General features: G+C 72.5%; 24 protein-coding genes and 1 riboswitch. Of the genes, 13 read left to right on the top strand and 11 right to left on the bottom strand.

Translation table 11 applies throughout. The features are described 5' to 3' along the window. The gene (locus ABZ453_RS02465; RefSeq protein WP_359010751.1) at positions 1-522 is read right to left on the bottom strand and encodes a septum formation initiator family protein; all 522 of its coding nucleotides are present in this window, start codon (positions 520-522) and stop codon (positions 1-3) included. Positions 523-573: 51 nt separating this feature from the next. Continuing rightward, positions 574-1,530 carry a 16S rRNA (cytosine(1402)-N(4))-methyltransferase RsmH gene (rsmH, locus tag ABZ453_RS02460; protein ID WP_359010750.1) on the bottom strand — a complete coding sequence of 319 codons (957 nt, stop codon included), beginning with the start codon at positions 1,528-1,530 and terminating at the stop codon, positions 574-576. A 270-nt stretch (positions 1,531-1,800) separates the two neighbouring features. On the opposite strand from rsmH, the gene ABZ453_RS02455 reads away from it, so the two are divergent. The 4 genes from ABZ453_RS02455 to ABZ453_RS02440 all read left to right on the top strand — a co-directional run bounded on the left by ABZ453_RS02455 (position 1,801) and on the right by ABZ453_RS02440 (position 7,535). Further along, entirely contained in the window at positions 1,801-2,409 is a 609-nt protein-coding gene (locus tag ABZ453_RS02455) for a carbonic anhydrase (RefSeq protein ID WP_359010749.1), read from the top strand. A 250-nt stretch (positions 2,410-2,659) separates the two neighbouring features. Then, the gene (locus tag ABZ453_RS02450; RefSeq protein ID WP_359010747.1) at positions 2,660-3,700 is read left to right on the top strand and encodes a MoxR family ATPase; all 1,041 of its coding nucleotides are present in this window, start codon (positions 2,660-2,662) and stop codon (positions 3,698-3,700) included. After that, positions 3,700-5,073 (top strand): DUF58 domain-containing protein, encoded by a 1,374-nt coding sequence (locus ABZ453_RS02445; RefSeq protein WP_359010745.1) that lies wholly within the window; start codon positions 3,700-3,702, stop codon positions 5,071-5,073. Before ABZ453_RS02450 ends, ABZ453_RS02445 begins: the two co-directional genes overlap by 1 nt. After that, the gene (locus tag ABZ453_RS02440) at positions 5,070-7,535 is read left to right on the top strand and encodes a DUF3488 and transglutaminase-like domain-containing protein (protein ID WP_359010743.1); all 2,466 of its coding nucleotides are present in this window, start codon (positions 5,070-5,072) and stop codon (positions 7,533-7,535) included. The genes ABZ453_RS02445 and ABZ453_RS02440 overlap by 4 nt, the downstream gene beginning before the upstream one ends. Before the next feature lie 247 nt (positions 7,536-7,782). Here ABZ453_RS02440 and ABZ453_RS02435 read toward each other — a convergent pair whose 3' ends face one another. The 3 genes from ABZ453_RS02435 to ABZ453_RS02425 all read right to left on the bottom strand — a co-directional run bounded on the left by ABZ453_RS02435 (position 7,783) and on the right by ABZ453_RS02425 (position 10,081). Continuing rightward, positions 7,783-8,172, bottom strand: coding sequence for a DUF3040 domain-containing protein (locus ABZ453_RS02435; RefSeq protein ID WP_133042857.1), 390 nt, complete (start codon positions 8,170-8,172; stop codon positions 7,783-7,785). Between the two features lie 276 nt (positions 8,173-8,448). After that, positions 8,449-9,219 carry a methyltransferase gene (locus ABZ453_RS02430; protein ID WP_359010741.1) on the bottom strand — a complete coding sequence of 257 codons (771 nt, stop codon included), beginning with the start codon at positions 9,217-9,219 and terminating at the stop codon, positions 8,449-8,451. A gap of 295 nt (positions 9,220-9,514) precedes the next feature. Then, complete coding sequence (locus tag ABZ453_RS02425; RefSeq protein WP_359010739.1) at positions 9,515-10,081, bottom strand: SAV_6107 family HEPN domain-containing protein; 567 nt, start codon at positions 10,079-10,081, stop codon at positions 9,515-9,517. A 172-nt stretch (positions 10,082-10,253) separates the two neighbouring features. Between ABZ453_RS02425 and ABZ453_RS02420 the strand changes: the two genes are divergently transcribed. From ABZ453_RS02420 to ABZ453_RS02400, 5 genes are all read left to right on the top strand, one after another. Next, a complete protein-coding gene (locus ABZ453_RS02420; RefSeq protein ID WP_359010737.1) occupies positions 10,254-10,964 on the top strand; it encodes an ATP-binding cassette domain-containing protein in 711 nt (236 codons plus the stop codon). After that, a complete protein-coding gene (locus ABZ453_RS02415) occupies positions 10,951-13,035 on the top strand; it encodes a YhgE/Pip domain-containing protein (RefSeq protein ID WP_359010735.1) in 2,085 nt (694 codons plus the stop codon). The genes ABZ453_RS02420 and ABZ453_RS02415 overlap by 14 nt, the downstream gene beginning before the upstream one ends. Before the next feature lie 47 nt (positions 13,036-13,082). Further along, the gene (locus tag ABZ453_RS02410; RefSeq protein ID WP_359010733.1) at positions 13,083-13,709 is read left to right on the top strand and encodes a TetR/AcrR family transcriptional regulator; all 627 of its coding nucleotides are present in this window, start codon (positions 13,083-13,085) and stop codon (positions 13,707-13,709) included. A 391-nt stretch (positions 13,710-14,100) separates the two neighbouring features. Then, a complete protein-coding gene (locus ABZ453_RS02405) occupies positions 14,101-14,718 on the top strand; it encodes a DUF4126 domain-containing protein (protein WP_359010732.1) in 618 nt (205 codons plus the stop codon). Positions 14,719-14,748: 30 nt separating this feature from the next. Further along, positions 14,749-16,257 carry an NAD(P)/FAD-dependent oxidoreductase gene (locus ABZ453_RS02400; protein ID WP_359010730.1) on the top strand — a complete coding sequence of 503 codons (1,509 nt, stop codon included), beginning with the start codon at positions 14,749-14,751 and terminating at the stop codon, positions 16,255-16,257. A gap of 27 nt (positions 16,258-16,284) precedes the next feature. On the opposite strand, the gene ABZ453_RS02395 is transcribed toward ABZ453_RS02400, so the two are convergent. The 6 genes from ABZ453_RS02395 to ABZ453_RS02370 form a co-directional block, all read right to left on the bottom strand. Further along, the gene (locus tag ABZ453_RS02395) at positions 16,285-17,280 is read right to left on the bottom strand and encodes a hypothetical protein (protein WP_359010729.1); all 996 of its coding nucleotides are present in this window, start codon (positions 17,278-17,280) and stop codon (positions 16,285-16,287) included. A 56-nt stretch (positions 17,281-17,336) separates the two neighbouring features. After that, complete coding sequence (gene metF / locus ABZ453_RS02390) at positions 17,337-18,260, bottom strand: methylenetetrahydrofolate reductase [NAD(P)H] (RefSeq protein WP_359010728.1); 924 nt, start codon at positions 18,258-18,260, stop codon at positions 17,337-17,339. A gap of 108 nt (positions 18,261-18,368) precedes the next feature. Then, the gene (thiE, locus tag ABZ453_RS02385) at positions 18,369-19,025 is read right to left on the bottom strand and encodes a thiamine phosphate synthase (protein ID WP_359010726.1); all 657 of its coding nucleotides are present in this window, start codon (positions 19,023-19,025) and stop codon (positions 18,369-18,371) included. Positions 19,026-19,180: 155 nt separating this feature from the next. Beyond that, the gene (locus ABZ453_RS02380) at positions 19,181-19,552 is read right to left on the bottom strand and encodes an Rv2175c family DNA-binding protein (RefSeq protein ID WP_359010724.1); all 372 of its coding nucleotides are present in this window, start codon (positions 19,550-19,552) and stop codon (positions 19,181-19,183) included. 64 nt (positions 19,553-19,616) lie between these two features. Continuing rightward, positions 19,617-20,846 carry an FAD-dependent oxidoreductase gene (locus ABZ453_RS02375; protein WP_359010722.1) on the bottom strand — a complete coding sequence of 410 codons (1,230 nt, stop codon included), beginning with the start codon at positions 20,844-20,846 and terminating at the stop codon, positions 19,617-19,619. 31 nt (positions 20,847-20,877) lie between these two features. After that, the gene (locus tag ABZ453_RS02370) at positions 20,878-21,228 is read right to left on the bottom strand and encodes a hypothetical protein (protein ID WP_359010720.1); all 351 of its coding nucleotides are present in this window, start codon (positions 21,226-21,228) and stop codon (positions 20,878-20,880) included. Positions 21,229-21,281: 53 nt separating this feature from the next. Beyond that, positions 21,282-21,393: riboswitch (TPP riboswitch) on the top strand. Here ABZ453_RS02370 and thiO point away from each other — a divergent pair. The 4 genes from thiO (at position 21,391) to pknB (ending at position 25,587) form a co-directional block, all read left to right on the top strand. Further along, a complete protein-coding gene (gene thiO / locus ABZ453_RS02365; RefSeq protein ID WP_359010718.1) occupies positions 21,391-22,545 on the top strand; it encodes a glycine oxidase ThiO in 1,155 nt (384 codons plus the stop codon). Its footprint overlaps the riboswitch before it by 3 nt. After that, positions 22,542-22,742 carry a sulfur carrier protein ThiS gene (gene thiS, locus ABZ453_RS02360; RefSeq protein ID WP_208781596.1) on the top strand — a complete coding sequence of 67 codons (201 nt, stop codon included), beginning with the start codon at positions 22,542-22,544 and terminating at the stop codon, positions 22,740-22,742. Before thiO ends, thiS begins: the two co-directional genes overlap by 4 nt. Before the next feature lie 3 nt (positions 22,743-22,745). Next, the gene (locus ABZ453_RS02355; RefSeq protein WP_359010715.1) at positions 22,746-23,540 is read left to right on the top strand and encodes a thiazole synthase; all 795 of its coding nucleotides are present in this window, start codon (positions 22,746-22,748) and stop codon (positions 23,538-23,540) included. A gap of 118 nt (positions 23,541-23,658) precedes the next feature. Beyond that, entirely contained in the window at positions 23,659-25,587 is a 1,929-nt protein-coding gene (gene pknB, locus ABZ453_RS02350; RefSeq protein WP_359010713.1) for a Stk1 family PASTA domain-containing Ser/Thr kinase, read from the top strand. Positions 25,588-25,621 lie beyond the last annotated feature (34 nt).

Here is a 25,621-nt window from a genome sequence, read left to right as displayed (position 1 = left end):
TCACCTGCCGAGGATCGTCGTCGGGGCGGGGGTGGTGACTGCCGGGGTCTGGTCGGCCGTGGGGGACGCGGCCGCGTTGGTGCCGGGTGCCGGGGAGGAGCCGATGGTCTCCGGCGGGAGCAGGACGAGCGGCAGCTGTGCGGAGGACTGCTCGGCGGCGGCCGAGGGGACGCCCTTCACGGTGCCGTTCGGGTTCAGGAAGGCGGGGTCGCCGCCGGGGACCATGCCCAGCTCGCGGGCGCGGCGCTGGAGGGCCTCGGGGGCGGAGTAGGCGTCGATGTCCCGCTGCAGCGCCTGTTCCTCGTCGGTGAGGTTCTTGGTGTTCCTCTGCAGGTCGTCGAGCTTGAACGAGCCCTCGCTGAGCGCGGAGTTCAGCACCAGGAGCCCGATCAGGCCACCGCCGAGGAGGAGCACGACGAGCAGGACGAAGGGGGTACGGGCCGCCTGTCCGCGGCTCGGCGCCCCGGGGAAGAGCCGGGCGAGACGGGCGGCCCGCCCCCTCAGTTCGGGTTTCCTACTCACACCGCCCCCAGCCCAGCTGGTGAGTTCGGATCTCCAACCCGCTCACGCCCCTCACTCGATGTCCTCCCTGACGCGCTCGGCCCCGCGCAGTCGCGCCGGTGCCGCCCGCCGGTTCTCGGCGACCTCTTCCTCGGTGGGAAGTTCGGCACCGCGCGTGAGCAGCTTGAGCCGGGGCTGGTACCGCTCGGGGACGACGGGCAGCCCGGGAGGCGCGGTGGTGGCGGCACCGGCCGCGAAGACCCGCTTGACCAGGCGGTCCTCGAGCGAGTGGTACGACAGCACGGCGATGCGTCCGCCGACGTCGAGCGCCTTCACCCCGGCCGGGATCGCCCGCTCCAGCACGGACAGCTCACCGTTGACCTCGATGCGCAGCGCCTGGAAGGTGCGCTTGGCCGGGTTGCCGCCGGTGCGCTTGGCGGCCTGCGGAAGCGCGTCCCGGATCAGTTCGACCAGACGTGCGCTGTTGTCGAAGGGCTCCTTGTCGCGCTCGCGCACGATGGCGGCGACAATCCGCTTGGCCTGCTTCTCCTCGCCGTACGCGCGCAGGACGCGGACGAGTTCGCCGGCCGGGTAGGTGTTGAGGACCTCGGCGGCGCTGATGCCGGTCGTCTGGTCCATGCGCATGTCGAGCGGGGCGTCCTGGGCGTAGGCGAAGCCGCGGTCGGCCTCGTCGAGCTGCATGGAGGAGACGCCGAGGTCGAACAGCACGCCCTGCACGCGCGCGATGCCGAGTCGTTCCAGTACGTCGGGCAGCTCGTCGTAGACGGCGTGCACCAGGGTGGCGCGCTCGCCGAACGGGGCGAGCCGCTCGCCGGACAGGCGCAGCGCCTCCTTGTCGCGGTCGAGAGCGACCAGCCGGGCCTCGGGGAAGCGCTCGAGCATTGCCTCGCTGTGCCCGCCGAGCCCGAGGGTGCAGTCGACGACGACCGCCTGGGGCCGCTGAAGGGCGGGGGCCAACAGGTCCAGGCACCGCTGGAGCATCACCGGGACATGTCGACTGTTGCTCAAGGGGCCCTCTCAGGTCCGGCGCGGGCCGTACGCACCGCCGGGTCCCCGCGCACGTGGGGAGGCCGTCCGCGAGGGGGGCCTCCGGGAAGTTCGTCCAGCAGGGAGGGCCTCGCCTCCCGCTTCGCGTCACTTTAGTCCACGGTGTCGCGCGGTCAATCAACCGGCCCGCGCGTGGCGGCCCGGCATGCGTGCGAAGCGGCAAACCAGGGAAAACCACCCTGACGGCCCAGCCACCGCCACCTGTGTGGGTTACCTCACAAGAGGGACGTGATGACGCTCTTTTCCCGCTCTCACACCGAGACCGGAACCTCCGTGACCAGTACCGTTGTGACCATGACGACTTCTGCATCCGTAACCACCGAGTCCGAAGGCGCCATAAGCGGCGGCACGGTCACCGACCGCCTCGTCGAGGCGAACGAGCGGTACGCCGCGGAGTTCACCGACCCCGGGATGGACGCCCGTCCTGTGCTGCACGTCGCGGTCGTGGCCTGCATGGACGCCCGTATCGACCTGCACAAGGCGCTCGGCCTGCAGCTCGGCGACTGCCACACCATCCGCAACGCGGGCGGCGTGGTCACCGACGACGTGATCCGCTCGCTCACCATCAGCCAGCACAAGCTCGGCACCCGCAGCATCGTTCTCATCCACCACACCGGCTGCGGTCTGGAGGCGATCACCGAGGACTTCCGCACCGAGCTGGAGATGGAGGTCGGCCAGCGCCCGGCGTGGGCGGTGGAGGCCTTCCGCGACGTGGACCAGGACGTGCGCCAGTCCATGCAGCGGGTGCGCACCTCGCCGTTCCTGCTGCACACCGACGACGTGCGCGGCTTCGTCTTCGACGTGCGGACGGGCCTGCTGCGCGAGATCGACCCGGCGTAAACGGTCACGGAGGCGTCCCCGGCCCTCTCGTTTTGCTCGGAACACGCGCATTCTTGGACCCCAAGCACCGTAAAACCCGACATATCGCGGCCACTTGTCCACAGTCGAGTGACACGAAACGGTAACGGCAGCAAGAATGCGGGTGTGGCGTCACGCGGAACCTTTCACGCGTGGTGTCCGTGTTCCAGGGGTGGGCCGGTCCGCATCGCAGAGCGACGGCCCGGAGAAAGAACGGGCCGAGGAGGGCCGGGTGACGACCTATGACGATCGAGCGAGCCTTACAGATCTGACTGCCACTGTGGAGCGGGTCCGCAGTTCGGTGGAAGGAGTGATCGAGGGCAAGCCCGAGGTCGTACGGCTTTCGCTGACCGTACTTCTCGCCGAGGGACATCTTCTGATCGAGGACGTGCCCGGCGTGGGCAAGACCATGCTCGCCAAGGCGCTGGCGCGGTCCATCGACTGTTCCGTGCGGCGTATTCAGTTCACGCCCGACCTGCTGCCCTCGGACATCACGGGTGTGTCCATCTGGGACCAGCAGCGCCGGGACTTCGAGTTCAAGCCGGGCGCGATCTTCGCGCAGATCGTGATCGGCGACGAGATCAACCGCGCCTCGCCCAAGACCCAGTCGGCGCTGCTGGAGTCGATGGAGGAGCGCCAGGTCACCATCGACGGGCAGACCTACGAACTGCCGAGCCCCTTCATGGTGGTGGCCACGCAGAACCCGGTGGAGATGGAGGGCACCTACCCGTTGCCCGAGGCGCAGCGCGACCGTTTCATGGCCCGGGTCTCGGTGGGTTACCCCAGCGTGGAGGCCGAGCTGCAGATGCTCGACGTGCACGGCGGCGTCTCGCCGCTGGAGGACCTGCAGCCGGTGGCGCACGCGCACGACATCGTGAAGCTGATCGAGGCCGTGCGCGGAGTCCATGTCGCCGAAACGGTCCGGCGGTACGCGGTGGACCTGGTCGCCGCCACCCGCACCCACCCCGACCTCAGACTCGGGGCCTCCCCGCGCGCGACGCTGCACCTGCTGCGCGCCGCGAAGGCGTCCGCGGCCCTCAGCGGCCGGGAGTACGCCCTGCCGGACGACGTGCAGGCGCTCGCCGTCGCCGTCCTCGCCCACCGTCTGCTGCCCACCGCTCAGGCCCAGCTCAACCGCCGCACCGCCGAGCAGGTCGTCCAGGAGATCCTGCAGCGCACGCCGGTGCCCGCGGCGCCCCAGCAGCCCAGTGGCTTCGGCGGCCTCGGCCACGGCACGCCATCGTACGGCCAGCAACCGCCGCGGAGGCTGTGATGACCTTCGGAGGGACCGGGCACACGGAGGCCGACCGGGGCGAGAAGGGCGGCGTCCGTACCGCCCTGGCGGGCCTGACCACCCGCGGCCGGTCCTTCCTCGCGGCGGGCATCGCCGCCGCCATCTGCGCCTATGTGCTCGGCCAGAGCGATCTGCTGCGGGTCGGCCTGCTGCTCGCCGCGCTCCCTCTCGTCTGCGCCGCGTTCCTGTACCGCACGCGCTACCGGGTGGCCGGCAGCCGCCGGCTCTCCCCCGCGCGCGTGCCCGCGAGCAGCGAGGCCCGTGTCCATCTGCGGATGGACAACGTCTCCCGGCTGCCCACCGGCCTGCTGATGCTCCAGGACCGGGTGCCCTACGTCCTCGGGCCCCGGCCCCGCTTCGTGCTGGACCGGGTCGAGCCGGGCGGACGCCGTGAGGTCTCCTACCGCGTCCGCTCCGACCTGCGCGGCCGCTATCCGCTGGGCCCGCTCCAGCTGCGCCTGACCGACCCGTTCGGCATGTGCGAGCTGACCCGTTCCTTCTCCTCGTACGACACCCTGACGGTGATCCCGCGCGTGGAGCCGCTGCCGCCGGTGCGCCTGAGCGGCGAGGCCAAGGGCTACGGCGACGGGCGGCAACGCTCGCTCGCCCTGGCCGGCGAGGACGACGTCATCCCGCGCGGCTACCGCTACGGCGACGACCTGCGCCGTGTCCACTGGCGCTCCACCGCCCGCTACGGCGAGCTGATGGTGCGCCGCGAGGAGCAGCCCCAGCGCGCCCGGTGCACGGTACTGCTGGACACCCGGGGCATCGCCTTCGCGGGCGCGGGCCCGGACTCGGCCTTCGAGTGGGCGGTCTCGGGCGCCGCGTCCGTCCTGGTGCACATGCTCGAACGAGGCTTCTCCGTGCGGCTGCTGACGGACACCGGCAACTCGGTGCCCGGCGAGGGCGCCGAGGGGTTCGCGGGCGCGAGCCAGGAGACGGCCGACTCGGCGGGGCTGATGATGGACACCCTCGCGGTGGTCGACCACTCCGACGGCGCGGGCCTGTCCCGCGCGTACGACGTGCTGCGCGGCGGGAACGAGGGGCTGCTGGTGGCCTTCTTCGGCGACCTCGACCAGGAGCAGACGGCGATCGCCGCCAAGATGCGCCAGCGCAGCGGGGGCGCGCTCGCCTTCCTGCTCGACAGCGAGGCATGGGTGCGGGAACCGAGCGATGTGCCGGGGCCGTTGGACCGGCGTGAGGAGCGGCTGCGGATGCTGCGGGAGGCGGGCTGGACCGCCCTGAGCGTGCCGCGCGGCGTCTCGCTGGGCGAGCTGTGGCGGCAGGCGGACCGTGAGCGCACGGGCCTGGCAGCGGCGGGCGGTACGAGTGGTGAGGGGGCGGGTTCATGAGCGGGCGGACACGGCTGGCGCTGTGCGCCTGGGCGGCCACCCTGCTGGCCTCCTGCGCCCTGCTGCCGCTGGTCTCGCCGGCCACCTGGATCCTGCAGGCGGCCGTCATGCTGGGCGTCCAGTCCGGCGTGGGCGCGGCGACCCGCCGGGTACCGCTGGCCCGGCCGCTGACGGTGGCGGCCCAGGCCCTGGTCACGCTGCTGATGCTGACCCTGGTCTTCGCGCGGCAGCAGGCCTTCCTCGGGCTCGTGCCCGGCCCCGAGGCGTTCCGGCACTTCTCCGACCTGCTGCGGCAGGGAGGCGACGACATCGCCCGGTACGCGATACCGGCGCCCCTGGAGTCCGGCGGCATCCGGCTGATGCTGCTGGGCGGGGTCATGATCGTCGGGCTCGCGGTGGACACCCTCGCGGTGACCTTCCGCAGCGCGGCCCCGGCCGGCCTGCCGCTGCTCGCGCTGTACTCGGTGGCCGCGGGTCTGTCCGAGGGGGGCACCGACTGGGTGTGGTTCCTGGTCGCGGCGGGCGGTTATCTGATGCTGCTGCTGGCCGAGGGCCGGGACCGGCTCTCGCAGTGGGGCCGCGTGTTCGGCGGGGCGCCACGGACTCCGGGCGGGGAGCTGGGCGCGGTCGCGCCGGTCCGCACCGGGCGCCGCATCGGCGTGCTCGCGCTGGGCATCGCGCTGGTGGTGCCGGTCGTGCTGCCCGCGATGAACGGCGGGCTGCTGGACGGTGCCGGGACGGGCGTGGGCATGGGCAACGGCAGCGGGGGCACGATCTCCGCGGTCAACCCGCTGGTCTCCTTGCGCGACAGCCTGAACGTGGACGAGGACCGCCAGGTCTTGTCCCTGAGGACCAGCAGCAACGACCTCTCGGACATGTATCTGCGAATCGTGTCCCTGGACGACTTCGACGGCAGCACCTGGAAGCCCTCCAAGCGGCACATCACCTCCGTGCCGGGCAAGTTCCCGACCCCGACCGGCCTCGCGCCGGACGTCAAGCGCACGGTGATCGAGACCCGGATCTCGGCCGCCGACTGGTACGCACAGGACTGGCTGCCGATGCCCTACCCGCCCAGCGGCGTGGACATCGCCGGCAACTGGCGCTACGAACCGGTGGGCATGACCCTGGTCGGCGACCACGGGGAGTCCACGCGCGGCAAGACGTACCTGGTCAAGAGCCTCGACGTGCAGCCGACGGCGGAGCAGCTCGCGAACGCCCCGGAGGCGCCCGCGGCGATCAGGCGTGACTACACCAAGGTGCCGAACTCGGTGCCCTCGGTGGTGGCGAAGACCGCCCGGCAGGTCACCGCCGGCACGACCAACCACTACGAGCAGGCCGTCAAGCTCCAGGACTGGTTCACCGTCGACGGCGGGTTCCAGTACAGCACGCAGGTCCAGGTCGGCACCGGTCCCGACGCGATCGCCAAGTTCCTGAAGGACAAGGAGGGCTTCTGCGTCCACTTCTCCTTCGCGATGGCGACGATGGCCCGCATCCTCGGCATACCGGCGCGGGTCGCGGTGGGCTTCGCCCCCGGCTCCCCGCAGTCGGACCAGTCGGTGTCGGTCGGTCTGAAGGACGCCCACGCCTGGCCCGAGCTGTACTTCGAGGGCGTGGGCTGGACCCGCTTCGAGCCGACCCCGAGCCGGGGTGTCACTCCCTCGTACACGCAGTCGGACACGCCGGGCAACAGCCTGCCCGACGTCGTGCAGCCCTCGCAGTCGGCGGGATCGTCCGCGTCGGCGGCGCCGTCGTCGAGCGCCAGCTGCTCGGTGCAGGAGAAGAAGCTCCAGGACTGCGGCGTCGCCGCTCCGCTGGACACCGCCAAGCCGGGCATCGAGGGGCACCCCTGGTATTGGTACGCCGGCTGGGGGGTCCTCGCCCTCCTCGTGGTCGCCGTACCACTGCTGCCCATGCTCTGGCGGCTGCGACGGCGCTCGGCACGGCTGGCCTCGGCCCAGCACGCGTCCTCCGGCGGCGGGGCCCCGGCCGGAGCGGCGGCGATGGAGGTCGAGGCGGACGCCCGTCACGCCGCGGAGGTGGCGACCGGCCATGTGCTGGCCGTCTGGCGTGAGCTGACGGACACGGCCTGGGACTACGGCATCGTGCCGGACGACGCGCTGACCCCGAGGAAGGCGGCCGCGCGGATCGTGCGGCTCGGAGTGCTCGATCCGGCGACCGCCGAGCGGGTCCACCGGGTGGCGGGAGCCGTGGAACAGGTGCTGTACTCGCCCCGGCCGCGGGCGGTACCGGGCCTGGCGGACGACGTCCGCGCGCTGCGGTCGGCCCTGCGCTCCCGGGCGAACCGGACCACCCGGGTCCGTGCGGTGATCGCACCGCGTTCGGCCGTCCGCGCCGTGTGGGACCTGTCGGAGCGCTGGACGGCCGTCAAGGCCCGCATGGCCGACCGCCGGGCCACACTGATCCGCCGCCCGTCGGGCGAACCGGGCCGGCAGAACGGCTGACCTCCCGCCCGCCGCGCACACCGCGATCGGCCCCGGCTCGGAACGTCCGAGCCGGGGCCGGCTGCTGCTCCCCGGCCCTCCGGAGACGCCGCACAGGCGCACAGCCGCACAGCCGGTTCAGCCACTCCCTGTAGCCGGCCGGTCGCTCAGCCGCTCAGTGGAGCCGGGGCCCGGGGTGGGCCCGCCGTGCGGGCATGGCTGAGGGGTGACCACCGGTGGTGGCCACCCCTCGAAGTCGTCGGGAGCGCTACTGGCCCTGCTCGTCGCGGCGGCGCTGCCAGCGCTGTTCGATCCGGTCCATCATCGAGCGCTTCTGCCGGGCCTGACGGCGCGCCTGCGGGGCGCCGGCGGGCTGTTCGCCCGGCTTGGGCGCCTTGCGCCAGCCGGTCACGGCGAGGACCGCGCAGCCCAGCATGACGAGGAAGCCCACCACGCTCAGCCAGACCTGCTTGGCGACCATTCCAGCCATGAGGAGCGCGATACCGACGAGGAAGCCCGCGACCGCCTGGTAGACCCGCCGCCGGGTGTACGTACGCAGCCCGCTTCCCTCGAGCGCCGACGCGAACTTGGGATCTTCGGCGTACAGCGCTCGCTCCATCTGCTCGAGCATGCGCTGCTCGTGCTCCGAGAGCGGCACGGAGTCCTCCTCATCGTGCAGTCGCCGGGGCGACCCGGGGGGTCCCTTCAGGATAGGCAGGGAATCGCCCCCGTGAAACCCGCCCCTCTGCGCCAATTGGCCAACCGGATTCCGCCATCGACGTCCCGGCTCGCTGAATCTTCCATTCCCCAGCGGCCGACCCGTCATGCCGGGTGATCTCCCTCGATCATACGGCGCCAAGCCCCCGTTCGGGGGGCCTGTGGCGTACTCCATGCGCACTCGCGCCGCTGATCAGCGGCGCGGCACAGGGGTCACTCAGGCCTCGGTGGCCTCCGGGGTCTCCCCGAGCACATGGAGCTGGGTGGCCACGGAGTGGAAGGCGGGGAGTTCGGCGGCCGCCTCCTCCAGCTTCAGCAGTGCCTCCATCGCGCCGGGCTCGGTGTCCACGAGCACGCCCGGGACCAGGTCGGCGAAGACCCGCACGCCGTGCACGGCACCGATCCGCAGGCCCGCGCCCTCGACGAGCGCGGTGAGCTGCTCGGCGGTGAAGCGGCGCGGCACGGGGTCCCCGGCGCCCCAGCGGCCGTTCGGGTCGTCGAGCGCCTGGCGGGCCTCCTTGAAGTGCCCGGCGAGCGCTCGGGCGAGCACGGCGCCGCCGAGACCGGCGGCGAGCAGGCTGAGGACGCCCTCGGCGCGCAGGGCGGCCACGGCGTTGCGCAGGCCCTCGGCCGGGTCGTCGACGTACTCCAGGACGCCGTGGCACAGCACGACGTCGTACCCGCCGCGCTCGACCACGTCGAAGAGGCCGTGGGCGTCGCCCTGGACGCCCCGGACGCGGTCGGCAACGCCCGCCTCGGCGGTACGGCGTTCGAGTGCGAACAGGGCGTTGGGGCTGGGGTCGACGACGGTGACGTGGTGGCCGAGGCGGGCGAGGGGCACCGCGAAGTTGCCACTGCCGCCTCCGGTGTCGAGGACGTCCAGCGCCTGCCGTCCCGTGGCCTTGACGCGGCGGTCGAGGGCGTCCTGGAGGACCTCCCAGACCACGGCGGTACGGAGGGAGGCGCGGGGTCGCAGCGGGTCCGACACGGCAGTTGACTCCTCGGCGCGGCACCGCCTGTTGCACGGCGGAGCGAACGGGCTGCCTCCCGGCCCGGCGTACGGAGGGAAGGCTTCAGGCGCCCTCCACCCTATTGCCTCGACCGTCCCGCCAGACCACCTCGGCGCCCCGCCCCGCACAACGTCTCGCACGCTGGACTCCCGGCCGTCCCCCCAGCCCACGCGACGCCCACGCCGGCCGCCGTCCCGCTGCCCGGACCCGGAACGGCCCCGCAGTCCGCTCGCCCCACACCCCCGCTCGCAGTCCGCCGGCCCACGACCCCGCTCATCCCGCGTCCGGGAAGTCGCGGTCGCTCTCCGGGGCCGGTTCCGGATGATCGGGGTCCTGGCGGGGCTGGGGCAGGACCGGCTGCAGCACGAGCATGCGCTCGACGAGGCGCAGGAACATCGCCACGTCGCGTATCAGGTCGTCGGCGTCGCGGCGGCTCGCCGCGCCCTGGATACCGGCCTCGGCCCGGGCGCGGCGCCGGGCCCCGGAGGCGAACAGCGCGCTCCACTCGGTGAGTTCGGGCGCGATCTCGGGGAGCACTTCCCAAGCGCTCCGGATGCGTGCCCGGCGTCGCGCGGTGCTCTCCGGGCGGCCCCGCGCCGCGAGCACCGCCGCGGCCGTGCGCAGGGCGGCGAGGTGGGCGGTGGCGTAGCGCTCGTTCGGAGTCTCCAGCACGGCCGCCTCGTCGAGCCCGGCACGGGCCTGGGCGAGCAGGTCGAGGGCGGCCGGCGGGGCGGCGGCGCGACGCAGCACCGGATGGACGTCGCTCGCCGGACCGGTCAGTGAGGGGGCAGGGCCGGTGGCGCGGCGCCGACGGGCGGCTGCTGCGTGATAGCTGGCCATGACGTACCTCCTGTCATCTGGGTAACGGCACGGATGCCGTATGTGCCCATCGTGCGGTATGCCACTGACAATCCGTTCTGACCAGCCCTTTTGCTTCGATCGAAGGTTCGGAGTAGTTTTTGCACTGACCAGTCAGTTCAAAATCACTACAAGACCAGGGGATGGGGGGAACGTGCCCGGTACCGGTGTCACGGCCCGCGGCCTCGGACTCAGGGGCCCTCGCGGCCGGGTCTTCGGCGACGTCACGTTCGACGCCGCGCCCGGCTCGCTGATCGCCGTCGAGGGACCGTCGGGGTCAGGCCGTACATGTCTGCTGCTGACCCTCACGGGCCGGATGAAACCCACCGAGGGAACGGCCGAGGTCGGTCAGTGGCGGCTTCCGAAACAGATGGCGGCCGTACGCCGGGTCAGCGGTCTGGCGAACGTGGCCGGTGTCACCGACCTCGAACCGGCCCTGACCGTCGGCGAGCACCTGCGCGAACGGGCGCTGCTGCAACGGCGTTTCGGCGACTCGCTGCGCGCTCTGCTGCGGCCCCGGCGCGAGCGGACGGCCGAGGCGAAGCTGCGGATCGACGACGCCCTGGCCGCCGCCGGGCTGGACCGCGAGTCGCTGCCCAAGGGCTCCCGGACCGCCGTACGCGATCTGGAACGGCTGCAGGAGCTGCGACTGTCCCTGGCGCTCGCCCTGCTCGGCAATCCCCGGCTGGTCGGCGTCGACGACACCGACCTCAAGCTCTCGGACGCGGAACGGGCCGAGGTCTGGGCGCAGTTGAGGTCGATCGCCGAGGCCGGGACCACCGTCGTGGCGGTCTCCAGCCAGGCCCCGGAAGACGCCCTCGTCGTGAGCACGCAGGGAAAGGAGAAGGCCGATGCGCTCGCCTAGGCTCGCCGCCCTCGAACTGAGGCGCTTCCGCCGCGGCCGACTGCCGAGGGCCGCGCTGGTGGCGCTCCTGGTGCTGCCGCTGCTGTACGGCGCCCTGTACCTGTGGTCGTTCTGGGACCCCTACGGCCGCCTGGACCGCATCCCCGTGGCGCTCGTCAACGACGACAAGGGGGCGACCGCGGGCGGGAAGAAGGTCACCGCGGGCGACGACATCGTCGACGGACTGCGGGACAGCGACACCTTCGACTGGCACGAGGTGAGCGACGCTCAGGCCCGCAGGGGTCTGGAGAACGGCACCTACTACCTGTCACTGACCATGCCCGCCGACTTCAGCGAGCGGGTCGCCTCCAGTTCGGGCGACTCCCCGGAGACCGGCGCGCTGCAGGTGCGCACGAACGACGCGAACAACTACATCGTCGGGCAGATCTCCCGCACGGTCTTCAACGAGGTCCGCTCGGCCGCGTCCACCAAGACGTCGCGCACCTTCCTGGACCGGATCTTCGTCTCGTTCTCCGACATCCACGACAAGACCGTGACGGCCGCGAAGGGGGCCGACACGCTCCACGGCGGTATCGGAAAGGCGGAGAAGGGCTCCCAGGACCTCGCGGACGGCCTGAAGGAGGCCAAGAGCGGCAGCGGCAAGCTCGCCAAGGGGCTGAAGAAGCTCGACTCCGGAGCGGGCGCCCTCCAGGACGGCTCGCAACAGGTCGCCGACGGCACCCAGACCCTCGCCGACAGGGTCAACGGCGTCTACGCGAAGGCCGGCCCGTTCCTGAAGGACAACGAGAAGACCATCGGCGACACGGCCCGGCTGGTCGCCGACTCGGCGGGGACGGTCAAGGACAACCTGGACGTCCTCGTGAAACTCGCGCCGGGCGCGGCGAAGACAGCACACGCCTCCGCCGCCGTCCTGGACGACGTCTACAAGACGCGCTGCCAGAGCGCCCCCCTGCCCGACCCGGCCTGTCCCGACCTGAAGAAGGCCCGGCAGGCGGCCGACGACGTGGCGGCGGTCGCCGACGACCTCAACACCCTCGTCACCGACCAGGACGGCGATCTGAAGACGATGAGGGCCAACCTCGGCACCCTCCAGAAGCAGGCCCGCGCCCTCTCCGAGCGCGCCCCGCACCTCTACGAGGACGTCAACACGGCCGTCAAACAGATCAACAAGCTCAACGCCGGCGCCCACCAGGTCGCGGCGGGTGCGACAAAGCTGCACACCGGGCTCGGCACGGCCACTACGGGCGCGGACAAGCTGGACGCGGGCCTGGGCACCGCCGAGTCGGGCGCCGAGACGCTGAGCGGTGGCATGTACCGGCTGGCGGACGGCTCCCAGAAGCTCGCCGGCGGACTGCACGACGGCGCCAAGAAGATCCCCGACTACGACAAGAAGGACCGCGACGAGCGCACCGGCGTCATGGCCGACCCCGTCCGCCTGGCCTCCCACGACCTGCACAAGGCGCCCAACTACGGCACCGGCTTCGCGCCGTACTTCATCCCGCTGTCCCTGTGGGTGGGTGCGATGGTGGCGTACATGCTGATCCCGCCGCTCAACCGGCGTGCCCTGGGCGTCGGTTCGTCCGCGTGGCGGATCGCCTTCGCCGGCTGGCTGCCGGTCGTCGCGGTCGGGGTGCTGCAGGTGAGCGCGCTGATGGCCGTCCTGCACTGGGCGATCGGCCTGCAGATGCTGCGGGCGGCCGGCACGATCGGCTTCCTGTTCCTCGTGGCGGCCTGTTTCGCGGCGATCGTCCAGTGGCTCAACGCCCGCTTCGGTCCCGCGGGCAGAATCCTCGTCCTCGCGTTGCTGATGCTCCAGCTGACCTCGGCCGGCGGCACGTACCCGGTGGAGACCAGCCCGGGCTTCTTCAACGCCATCCATCCGTTCCTGCCGATGAGCTACGTCGTGGAGGCGCTCAGGCGGCTCATCACGGGAGGCGGCCTCGGACCGGTGTGGCACGCGTGCGTGGTGCTCGTCGGCTTCACCGCGGGCGCCCTCGCGCTGACCGCGGTGTCGGCCCGCCGCCGCCAGGTGTGGACGGTGGACCGGCTGCACCCGGAGCTGAGCCTGTGATCGGGAAGAAGGCCCTGCAGGGGCGCGTACCTGTGACAATCGGGGCCATGGAACGCAGCAGCACCACGTCGGGGGGCGGCACCCGCCGCGAGGCCACCCGGCAGAAGCTCTACGAGGCCGCCGTCACGCTCATCGCGGAGCAGGGTTTCTCCGCCACGACGGTCGACGAGATCGCCGAGCGGGCCGGGGTCGCGAAGGGCACCGTCTACTACAACTTCGCGAGCAAGTCGGTCCTCTTCGAGGAGCTGCTGCGGCACGGGGTGGGCCTGCTCACCGCCTCCTTGCGGGAGGCGGCGGAGAAGACGGCCAGGGACGGCGGCAGCAAGGTCGACGCCCTGGACGCGATGATCCGGGCCGGTCTCGTCTTCATCGACCGCTACCCGGCCTTCACCCAGCTGTACGTGGCCGAGCTGTGGCGCACCAACCGGGCCTGGCAGTCCACGCTGATGGTGGTGCGGCAGCAGGCCGTCGCCGTGGTGGAGGACGTCCTGCGCGAAGGCGTTCAAAACGGCGAGTTCAGCGACGAGATCGATGTGCCGCTGACCGCGTCGGCGCTGGTCGGCATGGTGCTGGTGGCCGCCCTGGACTGGCAGTCCTTCCAGCCGGAACGCTCCCTGGACGACGTCCACGCGGCGCTGTCCCGGCTGCTGCAGGGGCGGGTCAGCGGCCGCTGACCCGCATCACCCCGAGCGCACACGAAGGCGCCGGTCCGCTGTGGCCGCGTCCCCCGCGGGCCACCTCGAACCGGCGCCTCCTCGTGCTCCCCCGTTTTCTCTTCTCCCCCGTTCCCCCCGTTGGGACCCCCTCGTGGTCGTTCCCCCGGGTTCCCCCGTGCCTCGCTCCCGCCGACCACCGCCGGCGGAAGGAGCGGATCGCGGGCCGCTCCGTTCCGGCGCCCCGTGTCGCCGGTGCCGGAGCCGCGCCCCTTTCCGTGTCACCACTTTCTCGTTCGCGCAGGTCGGGCCCCATCCGCGCGCGTACTCATCTCACTCACTAGGTACGGATACTCAGCCCTGCGCGCTCACCCCTACGGCGCCGGGTCACCCACTGGCTACGATCGCCCCCGTGTCCGTACTCCCTTTGGTCTTCACCAGCGGCTGGGCCAGCGGCATCAACGCCTACGCCGTGGTCCTGCTGCTCGGCGTGTTCGGCGCCACCGGGGTGAGCGACGACGTCCCCGCGGCCCTGCAGCGCCCCGAGGTCCTCGTCGCGGCGGGCCTGCTGTTCCTGTGCGAGGCGGTCGCCGACAAGATCCCGTACGTCGACTCGGTGTGGGACTCCGTGCACACGGTGATCCGGCCGGTCGCGGGCGCCTGGGTCGGGGCACTGCTCGCCGGGCACAGCGGTTCCCTCAACGACGTGGTCGCCGGGCTGATCGGCGGTTCGACGGCGCTGGCCAGCCACACCGTCAAGGCGGGGACCAGGATGGCGGTCAACACCTCGCCGGAGCCGTTCAGCAACATCGTCCTCAGCCTGGCCGAGGACCTCGGCGTCGCCGGGATCGTCTCCTTCGCGATGTTCCATCCGGTCGCGGCGGCCGTCATCGCGGGCGTCCTGCTGCTGACCGGCCTGGTGGTGATGGTCTTCCTGGTCTCCCGGATCCGCCGTTTCCTGCGCCGCAGGGCCGAGCGGCGGACGGAGCGCCGGCTCGCCTCCCAGCCGGGGGCGCCTCCGGTTCGGTGACTGTCAGTGGCGATCGCTAAAGTCGCGGGCATGGGACGGATTGCGGTGATCGGCGCCGGGATGGGCGCGATGGCGGCCGCCGCCCGGCTGGCCGTGGCGGGCCATCGGGTGACGGTGTACGAGCGTGCGGAGACGTACGGCGGTGCGGTGCGCCGGTTCGAGCGGGACGGGTTCGGTTTCGACACCGGGCCCGGGCTGCTGACGCTGCCCGCCGTGTACCGCGACCTGTTCCTCAAGACGGGCAAGGAGCCGCTGGAGGACCGCGTCGAGTTGGTGCAGGTCGATCCTTCGTCACGCCATGTGTTCGCGGACGGCACGGAGGTGTCCCTGCCGAACGCCTCGCGCGCGGGCGTGGTCGCGGCCCTGGACGAGGCGCTGGGCGCCGGGACCGGACAGCGCTGGGGCGACTTCCTGGTGCGGGCCCGGGAGGCGTGGGACCGCACCCGCAGACCCCTGCTGGAGGAGCCCCTGTGGCCGAACTGGCAGGTGCTGGCGGAGCGCGAGCCGTATCCGGCGCTACCGCACAAGAAGCTGCTGCGGACCCGGCGGGCGTCCACCCTGGCGGAGATCGGGGCGTGGGAGCTGCGGGATCCGCGTCTGGCCGCCCTGTTGGACGGCTACGCCCTCGCGCACGGAGTGGATCCCGGCACGGCGCCGGCGAGCACGGCGGTGCTGCCGTACATGGAGCACGCGTTCGGTACCTGGTATGTGCGCGGTGGCGTAAGGGAGTTGGCACGGGCGGTGTACGAGCGGTGTGTCGCGCGGAAGGTCGAGTTCGTCTTCGGCGCGGAGGTCACCGGTGTTCTGGACAAGGACGGCCGGGCGGCCGGGGTCGAGCTGGCCGACGGGACGGTGACGGAGGCGGACACGGTCGTCGGGGCGGGCCCGTGGCGGATGCGCGGGCTTGTGCGGGGGCGGGAGTTGTACGGGGCGAAGGACCTCGCGCCCCACGTCGAGGACCGGCACCCCGGCCGCGTGGTGGTGTGCCTCGCGCTGCGTGGCGCCCGGGAGTCGGGGGCGGTGCACCGCACGGTGGTGCACTCCGACGACGCCGAGGGCGAACTCGACCTGTTCCGGCACGGGCAGACGCCCGACCGGCCGACGGTCCGCGTCGACCGCCCGGACGACCCCGCCCTTCGCCCGGACGCCGGGCACGAGTCGGTGGTGCTGACGGCGACGGTGGCTTCCGCCGCGGAGTACGACTGGGCCGCGCACGGCGCCGCCGATGCCTTCGCGGACCGGATGGTGGCCGCGGCCGAGCGCGCGGTGCCGGGATTGCGCGAGCGGACGCTGTGGCGCGAGGTCCGCACCCCCGTGCACACCGGGCAGGAGACGGGCGCCGAGGGCGGTGCCGTGCCCCCGCCCTCGCTCGCCGGTGGGGAAGGCACCCTGCATCCCGCCAACACCACCGCCCTCTCCGGCCTGTTCACCGCCGGCGGCTGGTCGCACCCCGGTGGCGGGCTCGCCCATGCCGGGATGTCGGGTGCGCTCGTGGCCGGGCTGATCGTGGAGGGGCCGGAGTTCCGGGGGTCTCAGTGAGCGGTCCGGTCCAGGGCTGAGGAAAGCTCAGTAACGGTACTGCTGCTCGTCGTAGCCGTTGCCGTGACCCTGGTTCTGGCCCTGGCCGTCACCCTGGTACGGGTACTGCTGCTCCTGCGGGAGCTCGCCGCCGTACGTCTCGTCCGTGCGCTGCTGCGGGACCCACACCTCGCCGGAGGGGGTCTCGGTGCCGTACGTGCCGGTGCCGTACTGGTCCTGCGTGTACCCCTGCTGGCCGTACTGGCCGTACGAGGCGTCGTAGCCGCCGCCGTAGGTCTGGGTGCCGATGTACGGGTCGGAGTAGGCCGCGTACTGCTGCTGGCCACCCGCGTCGTAGCCGTACTGCTGCTGGGTGTAGCCGGAGTAGTCGTACCCGTAGGTCTGGTCGGCGCCCTGGGCGGCCGTCGCGTACTGCTCCTGGGACTGGGCGGCGTTCGCGTAGGACGGGTCGCCCGCGGGGTAGCCGGAGGAGTCGCCGCCGTATATGCCGTAGGAGCCGGTGTCCTCCTCCAGGGGCTGCGGCTCGTACACCATGGTGGACTCGGCGGCCGTGGGCTGGGAGGAACGCGCGGGGGTGAAGACGTCGTCGCGGTCGTAGTCGTCGTCCCTGCCGAAGGACGCGCCGTCCTGGGCGTAGGGACGCTCCTCGCCGTACCCGGCGTCCGCGGTGGCCGACTCGAGGTCGGAGACCTCCAGGGCCGGGTCCTGGCGGTCCGCCTTGCCGCGCCGGCGCTTGCTGGTGACGCCGAGCGGATCGCCCTCGCCCTCGGGGCGCTTGACCGCCCAGCCGGCCGAGAAGCCGCGGCGGAAGGACAGGGTGACGTACGTCTGGCCGACCGCGAACGCGGCCGCGCCCAGGCCGATGACGACCACCGAGCCCATCAGCACCCCGGCGACCACGCCGAGGAAGCCGACGAACGCGAGCAGCCGCCAGCGCAGGCGCGCCTTGTACTGCAGCAGCACTTCGCCCAGCAGCCACAGCGCGACGATGCCGAACGCGGTGTAGAGGACCGTCCAGCCCATGTACGCCCCTCTCCCAGTGACCGCTACGCAGTGTGTCGTATACCCGTGCGGCCGGTCTAGGCCCGCGGGGGGTGGTGCAGGCCCAGGTTCTCGTAGATTTCCAGCGATGCCGTGGAGTTGTTGAGCGTGATGAAGTGCAGTCCGGGCACTCCCTCGGCGAGCAGTCGCGCGCAGAACTCCGTGGCGAATTCGATGCCAATGGAGCGTACAGCGACCGGATCGTCTTTTGCTGTGAGGATCCGCTCTTTCAGGGCGGACGGGATGTGAGCGTTGCTGAGCTGTGGCAACCGCTCCAGCATCTTCACACTCGTCACCGGCATCACCTCGGGGATGACCGGGGTCTCGCAGCCCGCCGTCGCGACCCGGTCGCGCAGCCGCAGATACGACTCGGGCTGGAAGAACATCTGGGTGATGGCGTAGTCGGCGCCGGCCCGGCACTTGTCGACGAAGCGGGTCACGTCGGCGTCCCAGTCGGCGGAGCGCGGGTGCATCTCCGGGAAGGCCGCCACGCCGACGCAGAAGTCGCCCGACTCCTTGATGAGCTGGACGAGTTCGGCGGCGTAGGTCAGGCCGTGCGGGTGCGGCACCCACTCGCCCATGGGGTCGCCGGGCGGGTCGCCGCGCACGGCGAGGATGTTGCGGATCCCGGCGTCGGCGTACTGGCCGATGATGTTGCGCAGTTCGGCGATGGAGTGGTTGACCGCGGTGAGGTGGGCGACCGGGGTGAGGGTGGTGTCCGCGACGATCTGCTGGGTCTCCTTGACGGTGCCCGCGCGGGTGGAGCCGCCGGCGCCGTACGTCACGGAGACGAAGTCCGGGGCGACCGCCTCTACCCTCCGGAGCGCACTCCACAGGTTGCGCTCGCCCTTGGGCGTCTTGGGTGCCGAGAACTCGAAGGAGTACGTCGTCCTGCCCGTGGCGAGCATGTCACGCACAGTGCGTGCGCGGTCCGTCCTGGTGGATGCGGTTCCGAGGGCCATACCCGCAGGTTAACCAGGGGGGCGCGGTCCCCCAACCGAGTCCCGGGAATTTGCCCGAATTGCCACCCTGCTGTCCACCCCTTGGACACCCGGCCGGACACACCCCCGTTACTGCTGCCGCAGCCGCTTGGCGAACTCCGCCGCGGCGGCTCCCGGATCGTCCGCCTCGGTGATCGCGCGGACCACCACGACCCGGCGGGCGCCGGCCTCCAGCACCTCGTCGAGGTTGCCGAGGTCGATCCCGCCGATGGCGAACCAGGGGCGGTCGGTGTCCAGGGCGGCGGTGTACCGGACCAGACCGAGGCCGGGGGCGTGACGGCCGGGTTTGGTGGGGGTGGGCCAGCACGGGCCGGTGCAGAAGTAGTCGACGCCGTCCTGGACGGCGGCCGCCTCGGCCTCCGCCTCCGCGTGCGTGGAGCGGCCGATGAGGACGTCGTCCCCGAGGATCGCGCGGGCGGCGGGCACCGGGAGGTCGCCCTGGCCGAGGTGGAGGACGTCCGCCGCGGCGGCGTGGGCGACGTCCGCGCGGTCGTTGACCGCCAGCAGCCGACCGTGCCGGGCGCAGGCCTCGGCGAAGACCTCCAGGTGCTCCAGTTCCTCGGCCGCCTCCATGCCCTTGTCGCGCAGCTGGACGATGTCGACCCCGCCGGCAAGCACGGCGTCCAGGAACTCCGGGAGGTCGCCTTGGCGCCTGCGGGCGTCCGTGCACAGGTAGACACGGGCGTCGGCGAGCCGGGCGCGGGCGGTGGTGGCGGCGATGGACATGCGAAGGTCCCCCGTGTCGTTCGTGGTCGGCGGCGTACGGGCCGGGGGCCGGGCGCCCGCGGCGTGGCTGCCGCGGGCCGCGCGGTGCCACGGCCGTGGCCCGGGCGGGCCCGGCCCGTACGCCGGACGGTGTTCGGATGATCAGCGCGTTCGGATCAGACGGCGAGCGCCTGGGCCCGGCGCTTCACCTCCGTGCCGCGATTCTCGCTCAGGGCCTGAGCGGGGGTGCCGGGCAGGCTCTCGTCGGGGGTGAAGAGCCACTCGAGCATCTCCTCGTCGGAGAAGCCGTCGTCCCGCAGGAGCGTCAGGGTCCCGGACAGGCCCTTGACGACCTTCTGCTCGGCCCCGTCGATGAAGGCGGCGGGGACGTGCAGCGCGCGGTTCTCACCTCGGCGTACGGCGATGAGCTGGCCCTCCTTGACCAGCTGCCGGACACGCGTCACCTCGACGCCGAGGATCTCGGCGATGTCGGGCAGGGTGAGCCAGGCGGGGACGAGAGCATCGATCTTTGCGTCAATCTCGGTCACGGGATTAAGCGTGCCATCCAGGACTGACAGTCGGAAGTCGGGGCCGTCCAACCAGGGCGGCGGATTAGGCCGTGGCCGCCTTGAGCGGGCGCGTGGGGTCGGCGAGGAGCCGGGGGTCCATCGGAGTGGCAGCCTCGATCAGGCGACGGCCCTGGGCCAGGTCGCGGGGCCTGCCCACGGCCAGCAGGGCGATCAGACGGGTCTCGCGCAGCCAGCAGACGGACCAGGACGGGCCCGAGGGGTCGCCGCGCCACAGGGTGGCGTCCGCGGAGGTGTGGTGGCCGGCGTACTGGACGAAGCGGCCGAACTGTTCGGACCAGAAGTACGGCACCGGGTCGTAGACGGCGGGCGGCGCCCCGGTGGCCGCGGCGATGATGTTCGCCGCGACCGTGCGCGGGCCCTGGAGGGCGTTGTCCCAGTGGTGGACGAGCAGGCGCTCGCCGTACCGGCCCGAGGGGAAGGAGGCGCAGTCGCCGACGGCGTGCACATCCGGTGCCGAGCTGCGCAGGTACGCGTCGGCCAGGACCTCGCGGTGGGCGCCCAGTTCGATGCCGGAGCCGGTGAGCCAGCCGGTGGCGGGGCGGGCGCCGATCCCGACCACCACCGCGCCCGCGGGCAGCCGCGAGCCGTCGTCGAGGACGACCTCGCCGGGTTCGACGCGCTCCACGCGCGCGTGGGTGCGCAGCACGGCGCCGGCGTCCTCGTACCAGGCGGCCATCGGCGCGGCCACCTCGGCGGGCAGGGCGCCCGCCAGCGGTCGGTCGGCGGCCTCCACGACGGTCACCGAGCAGCCGGCCTCGCGTGCGGCCGTGGCGAACTCGGCGCCGATCCAGCCCGCGCCGACGACGACGATGTCGTGCTGCCGGGCGAGCACCGGCCGCAGCCGCTCGGCGTCGTCCAGGGTGCGCAGCAGGTGCACGCCGGGCACGCCCTCCGCGCCCGGCAGCCGGACGGGTTCGGCGCCGGTGGCGAGGACCAGGACGTCGTACGGGACGGGCCCGGCCTCGGTGTTCAGTTCGTGGTCGTCCGGGCGCACGCCGAGCGCCTCGCGTCCCAGCAGGAGTTCGATGCCGAGCGCCTCGAAGTCGACGTCGAAGGCGGAACCCTCCGACTTGCCGAGCAGGACGGCCTTCGACAGCGGCGGACGGTCGTAGGGCTGGTGGGGCTCGGCACCGATCAGGGTGACGGTGCCCCGGAAGCCCTGTTCGCGCAGGGCGACGGCGGTCTGTACACCGGCCATGCCCGCGCCGACCACGACCACCCGTCGCTGCGACTGCGTCGTCTGCTCGCTCACCTGATCACCATAGACACTGACTATCCGTCAGTCAGCGGTCGTGTTGAGTGACCTGCTCCACAACACTGGTCCCGCGGCCCGGCTGCGACTCCCACTCCCAGGTCTCCTCCAGCCGCAGCCGGCCGTCCGGCAGTCCGACGACCGTGGACACGCAGTGCCCCGAGGACGTCGTCCCGTCGTGCGTGAGCTGCACGTACCGGAAGTCGAGCCGGTCTCCCGACCGGGTACCCACCAGATGCCCGCGTACGACGTCGCCGCCCGCGTACTCGGCCCAGATCTCCCCGTCCCGCTCGTGGTACGTGAAGCGGGTGCCGGTGCCCACCTGACCTGGGGCCTGGTCGGCGACGGGGGCGAGGACGAGGCCGTCCAGCGAGCGGGGCACGGCGGGAGGCTCCCTTACAGCGGCGTCGGGGATCGGGCTAGGGTGGCCACCGTACAAGCACTCGCGGGAGCCCGGACGCACCGGGCTGAGAGGGAGGCTGGCGGCCTCCGACCGTACGAACCTGATCCGGGTCATGCCGGCGAAGGGAGGGGCTGGACGCCCATGCCGTCACGTACGTCAGACGTCCTCGTCGTCGGGGGCGGGATCATCGGCCTGGTCACGGCCTGGCGGGCCGCACAGCGCGGGTTCGCGACCGCCGTGGTGGACCCGGAGCCGGGCGGCGGGGCGGCCCAGGTGGCCGCCGGGATGCTGGCCGCCGTCACCGAACTGCACTACGGCGAGCAGACCCTGCTCGGCCTCAACCTGGAGTCGGCGCGCCGTTACCCGGACTTCGCGGCCGAGCTCGGCGAGCTCACCGGGGACGACCTCGGTTACCGCCGGTGCGGCACCCTCGCCGTCGCCCTGGACGCCGACGACCGCGCCCACTTGCGCGAACTGCACGCCCTGCAGCGGCAGTCGGGACTGGAGTCAGAGTGGTTGTCCGGGCGCGAGTGCCGGCGCCTGGAGCCGATGCTCGCGCCGGGCGTGCGCGGGGGGCTCCGGGTCGACGGCGACCATCAGATCGACCCGCGGCGCCTGGCACGTGCGCTGGTGGCCGCGTGCGAGCACGCGGGCGTGGTCTTCCACCGCGGCTGGGCCGAGCGTCTGAGGGTCGCGGGCGAGCGGGCCGCCGGCGTCACCACGGCCGACGGCACCGAACTGGGCGCGGGCCAGGTCGTGCTGGCCGCCGGCAGCCTCAGCGGACGGCTCCCGGGCGTCCCGGACGACGTCCTGCCGCCCGTACGGCCCGTGAAGGGGCAGGTGCTGCGGCTGACCGTGCCGAAGCGGTACGCGCCGTTCCTGAACCGCACCGTGCGCGCCGTGGTGCGCGGCAGCAGCGTCTACCTGGTGCCGCGCGAGAATGGCGAGCTGGTCGTCGGCGCGACCAGCGAGGAACTGGGCTGGGACACCACGGTCACCGCGGGCGGCGTGTACGAACTGCTGCGCGACGCGCACGAGCTGGTCCCCGGCATCACCGAACTGCCGCTGACGGAGACCCGCGCGGGCCTGCGCCCCGGCTCCCCCGACAACGCGCCGCTGCTCGGGCCCACGCAGCTGCCGGGCCTGCTCCTGGCGACCGGCCACTACCGCAACGGCGTGCTGCTCACGCCGGTCACCGGCGACGCGATGGCGCACGTCCTGACCACCGGTGAACTCCCCGACGAGGCCCGTCCGTTCACCCCGAGGCGCTTCGCGCGCGTGGAGCAGCCGGTATGAACGTCTCCGTCAACGGAGAGCCGCGCGAGTTCGCCCCCGGCACGGCTCTCGACACCGTCGTCAAGACCCTCACCCCGGCGCCCTCCGGCGTGGCCGCCGCCCTCAACGAAACCGTCGTCCCGCGCGCGCAGTGGCCGTCGACGTCCCTCTCCGAGGGGGACCGCGTCGAGGTGCTCACCGCCGTCCAAGGAGGCTGACCCATGGCCGACGACCCTCTTGTGATCGGCGGTACGTCCTTCTCGTCCCGCCTGATCATGGGCACCGGGGGCGCCCCCAGCCTGGAGGTGCTCGAGCGGGCGCTGGTGGCGTCCGGCACGGAGCTGACGACGGTCGCGATGCGCAGGGTGGAACCCTCCGTGCACGGTTCCGTGCTGTCCGTCCTGGAGAGGCTCGGCATCCGCGTGCTGCCGAACACGGCGGGCTGCTTCACCGCCGCAGAGGCCGTGCTGACCGCCCGCCTGGCACGCGAGGCACTCGGCACCGACCTGGTCAAACTCGAGGTGATCGCCGATGAGCGCACCCTGCTGCCGGACCCGATCGAGCTGCTGGACGCCGCCGAGACCCTTGTCGACGACGGCTTCACCGTGCTGCCGTACACCAATGACGACCCGGTGCTCGCCCGCCGCCTGGAGGACGTCGGCTGCGCGGCGGTCATGCCGCTCGGCTCGCCCATCGGCTCCGGGCTCGGCATCCGCAATCCGCACAACTTCCAGCTGATCGTCGAGCACGCGCGCGTGCCGGTGATTCTGGACGCGGGCGCCGGTACGGCCTCGGACGCGGCGCTCGCGATGGAGCTGGGGTGCGCGGGTGTGATGCTCGCCTCGGCGGTGACGCGGGCGCAGGAGCCGCAGCTGATGGCCGAGGCGATGAAGCACGCCGTGGAGGCGGGCCGACTGGCGCGGCTCGCGGGGCGGATTCCGCGCCGGCACTTCGCCGAGGCGTCGTCCCCGGCGGAGGGGCTCGCCCGGCTGGATCCCGAGCGCCCCGCGTTCTGAACAGACATTCGAACGGATCCGGACGCCGGTGCGAGGTCCGTCACAGCTCGGCTGCAGTAACGCCCCGATCGCACCCGAACCAGCGGCCCTGTCCGTCACGGCTCGTACACTCACCTGCGTGGATACGACCCTTCAGGACCCTCTGGTCGGGCAGGTGCTCGACGGGCGCTACCGCGTGGACGCGCGGATCGCGGTCGGCGGGATGGCCACGGTCTACCGGGCCCTGGACACCCGCCTGGACCGCGTGCTCGCGCTGAAGGTGATGCACCCCGCGCTCGCGGCCGACGGCTCCTTCGTCGAGCGGTTCATCCGGGAGGCGAAGTCGGTCGCCCGGCTGGCCCACCCGAACGTGGTGCAGGTCTTCGACCAGGGCACCGACGGGTCGTACGTCTATCTCGCCATGGAGTACGTCGCCGGGTGCACCCTGCGTGACGTGCTGCGCGAGCGCGGGGCGCTGCAGCCGCGCGCCGCCCTGGACATCCTGGAGCCGGTGCTGGCCGCGCTCGGCGCCGCGCACCGGGCCGGGTTCGTGCACCGGGACATGAAGCCGGAGAACGTGCTCATCGGGGACGACGGCCGGGTCAAGGTCGCCGACTTCGGTCTGGTGCGGTCCGTGGACACGGTCACCAACACCACCGGCACCGTCCTCGGCACCGTCTCCTACCTGGCGCCGGAGCAGATCGAGCACGGCACGGCCGACCCGCGTGTCGACGTGTACGCCTGCGGTGTCGTGCTGTACGAGATGCTGACCGGCGACCGCCCGCACGACGGGGACTCCCCCGCCACGGTCCTCTACAAGCACCTCCACGAGGATGTCCCGCCCCCGTCGGCGGCCGTCCCGGGGCTGCCGTACGAGCTGGACGAGCTGGTTGCGGCGGCGACCGCGCGCACGGCCGAGCTGCGTCCGTACGACGCGGTGGCGCTGCTCGCGCTGGCCCGTGAGGCGCGTGCCGGGCTCGGCGCCGACCAGCTGGACGCGACCCCGCCGCGGGCGCTGGCGACGGAGCACCGGGACATCTCCGAGGACCGTACGAGCGTCATCCCGCGCGCGCTGACGACGCCGCACCCGATGCCCGCCGGCGGCGACGGCCCGGGGCCCGAGCTGCACCGCACCAGCCGGCTGGAGAGCCCTCCGCCGCTGCCGCCCCGCCGGGGCGCGCGGGGCCGGCGCGGGCCGCTGGCCATCGTCGTGGCCGTCCTGCTGATCCTCGGGGTCGGCACGGGCGTGTGGTACATCAACTCCGGCCAGTTCACGAAGGTCCCGCCGGTACTGGCCAAGACCCGGGCACAGGCGGAACGGCAGCTGAGCCACGCCGGGCTGGACCTGGGGAAGGTCGAGCACGCCTACAGCGACACGGTGAAGCGGGGCACGGTCATCAGCTCGGACCCGGAGCCCGGCACCCGCATCCGTGACAACGGGGTGGTGTCCATCACCGTCTCGGACGGCCCGGAGACCGTGCAGGTGCCGGATCTCGCGGGCTACCGGCTGGACAAGGCACAGTCGCTGCTGAGGCGGGACGGGCTGGAGCCGGGCATGGTCAACCGGACGTTCAGCGACGACGTCCCCAAGGGCTTCGTGGTCTCCACGGATCCGGGCGCGGACACGAAGCGGCACGCGGGCGCGGCGATCGCGCTGACCGTCAGCAAGGGCAGCCCGGTCGACATCCCGGACGTCACCGGCGAGAGCCTGGAGGAGGCGCGGTCCGATCTGCAGGGGGCGGGCCTGAAGGTCCAGGTCGCCGACCAGCAGGTCAACTCGGAGTTCGACAAGGGCCAGGTGGCCGCGCAGACACCGCAGGGCGACAGCCAGGCCGCGGACGGCGACACGGTGACGCTGACGCTGTCCAAGGGCCCGGAGATGGTCGAGGTCCCGGACGTCACGGGCGACAGCGTGGACGACGCGAAGAAGGCGCTTCAGGACAAGGGCTTCAAGGTCGAGGAGGACCGCGGCCTGCTCGGTCTGTTCGGCGACACGGTCAAGGACCAGTCGGTGGCGGGCGGCCGGACGGCGCCGAAGGGGTCGACGATCACCATCAAGATCCGGTGACGGAGCACGGGCACGCGCATGACACCCTGAACGG

Source organism: Streptomyces sp. NPDC005799, from assembly GCF_040630525.1.
GTDB lineage: Bacteria > Actinomycetota > Actinomycetes > Streptomycetales > Streptomycetaceae > Streptomyces > Streptomyces griseorubiginosus_B.
Note: the sequence above shows the minus strand (reverse complement) of the source record. Positions and strands in the feature narration are given on the sequence as shown.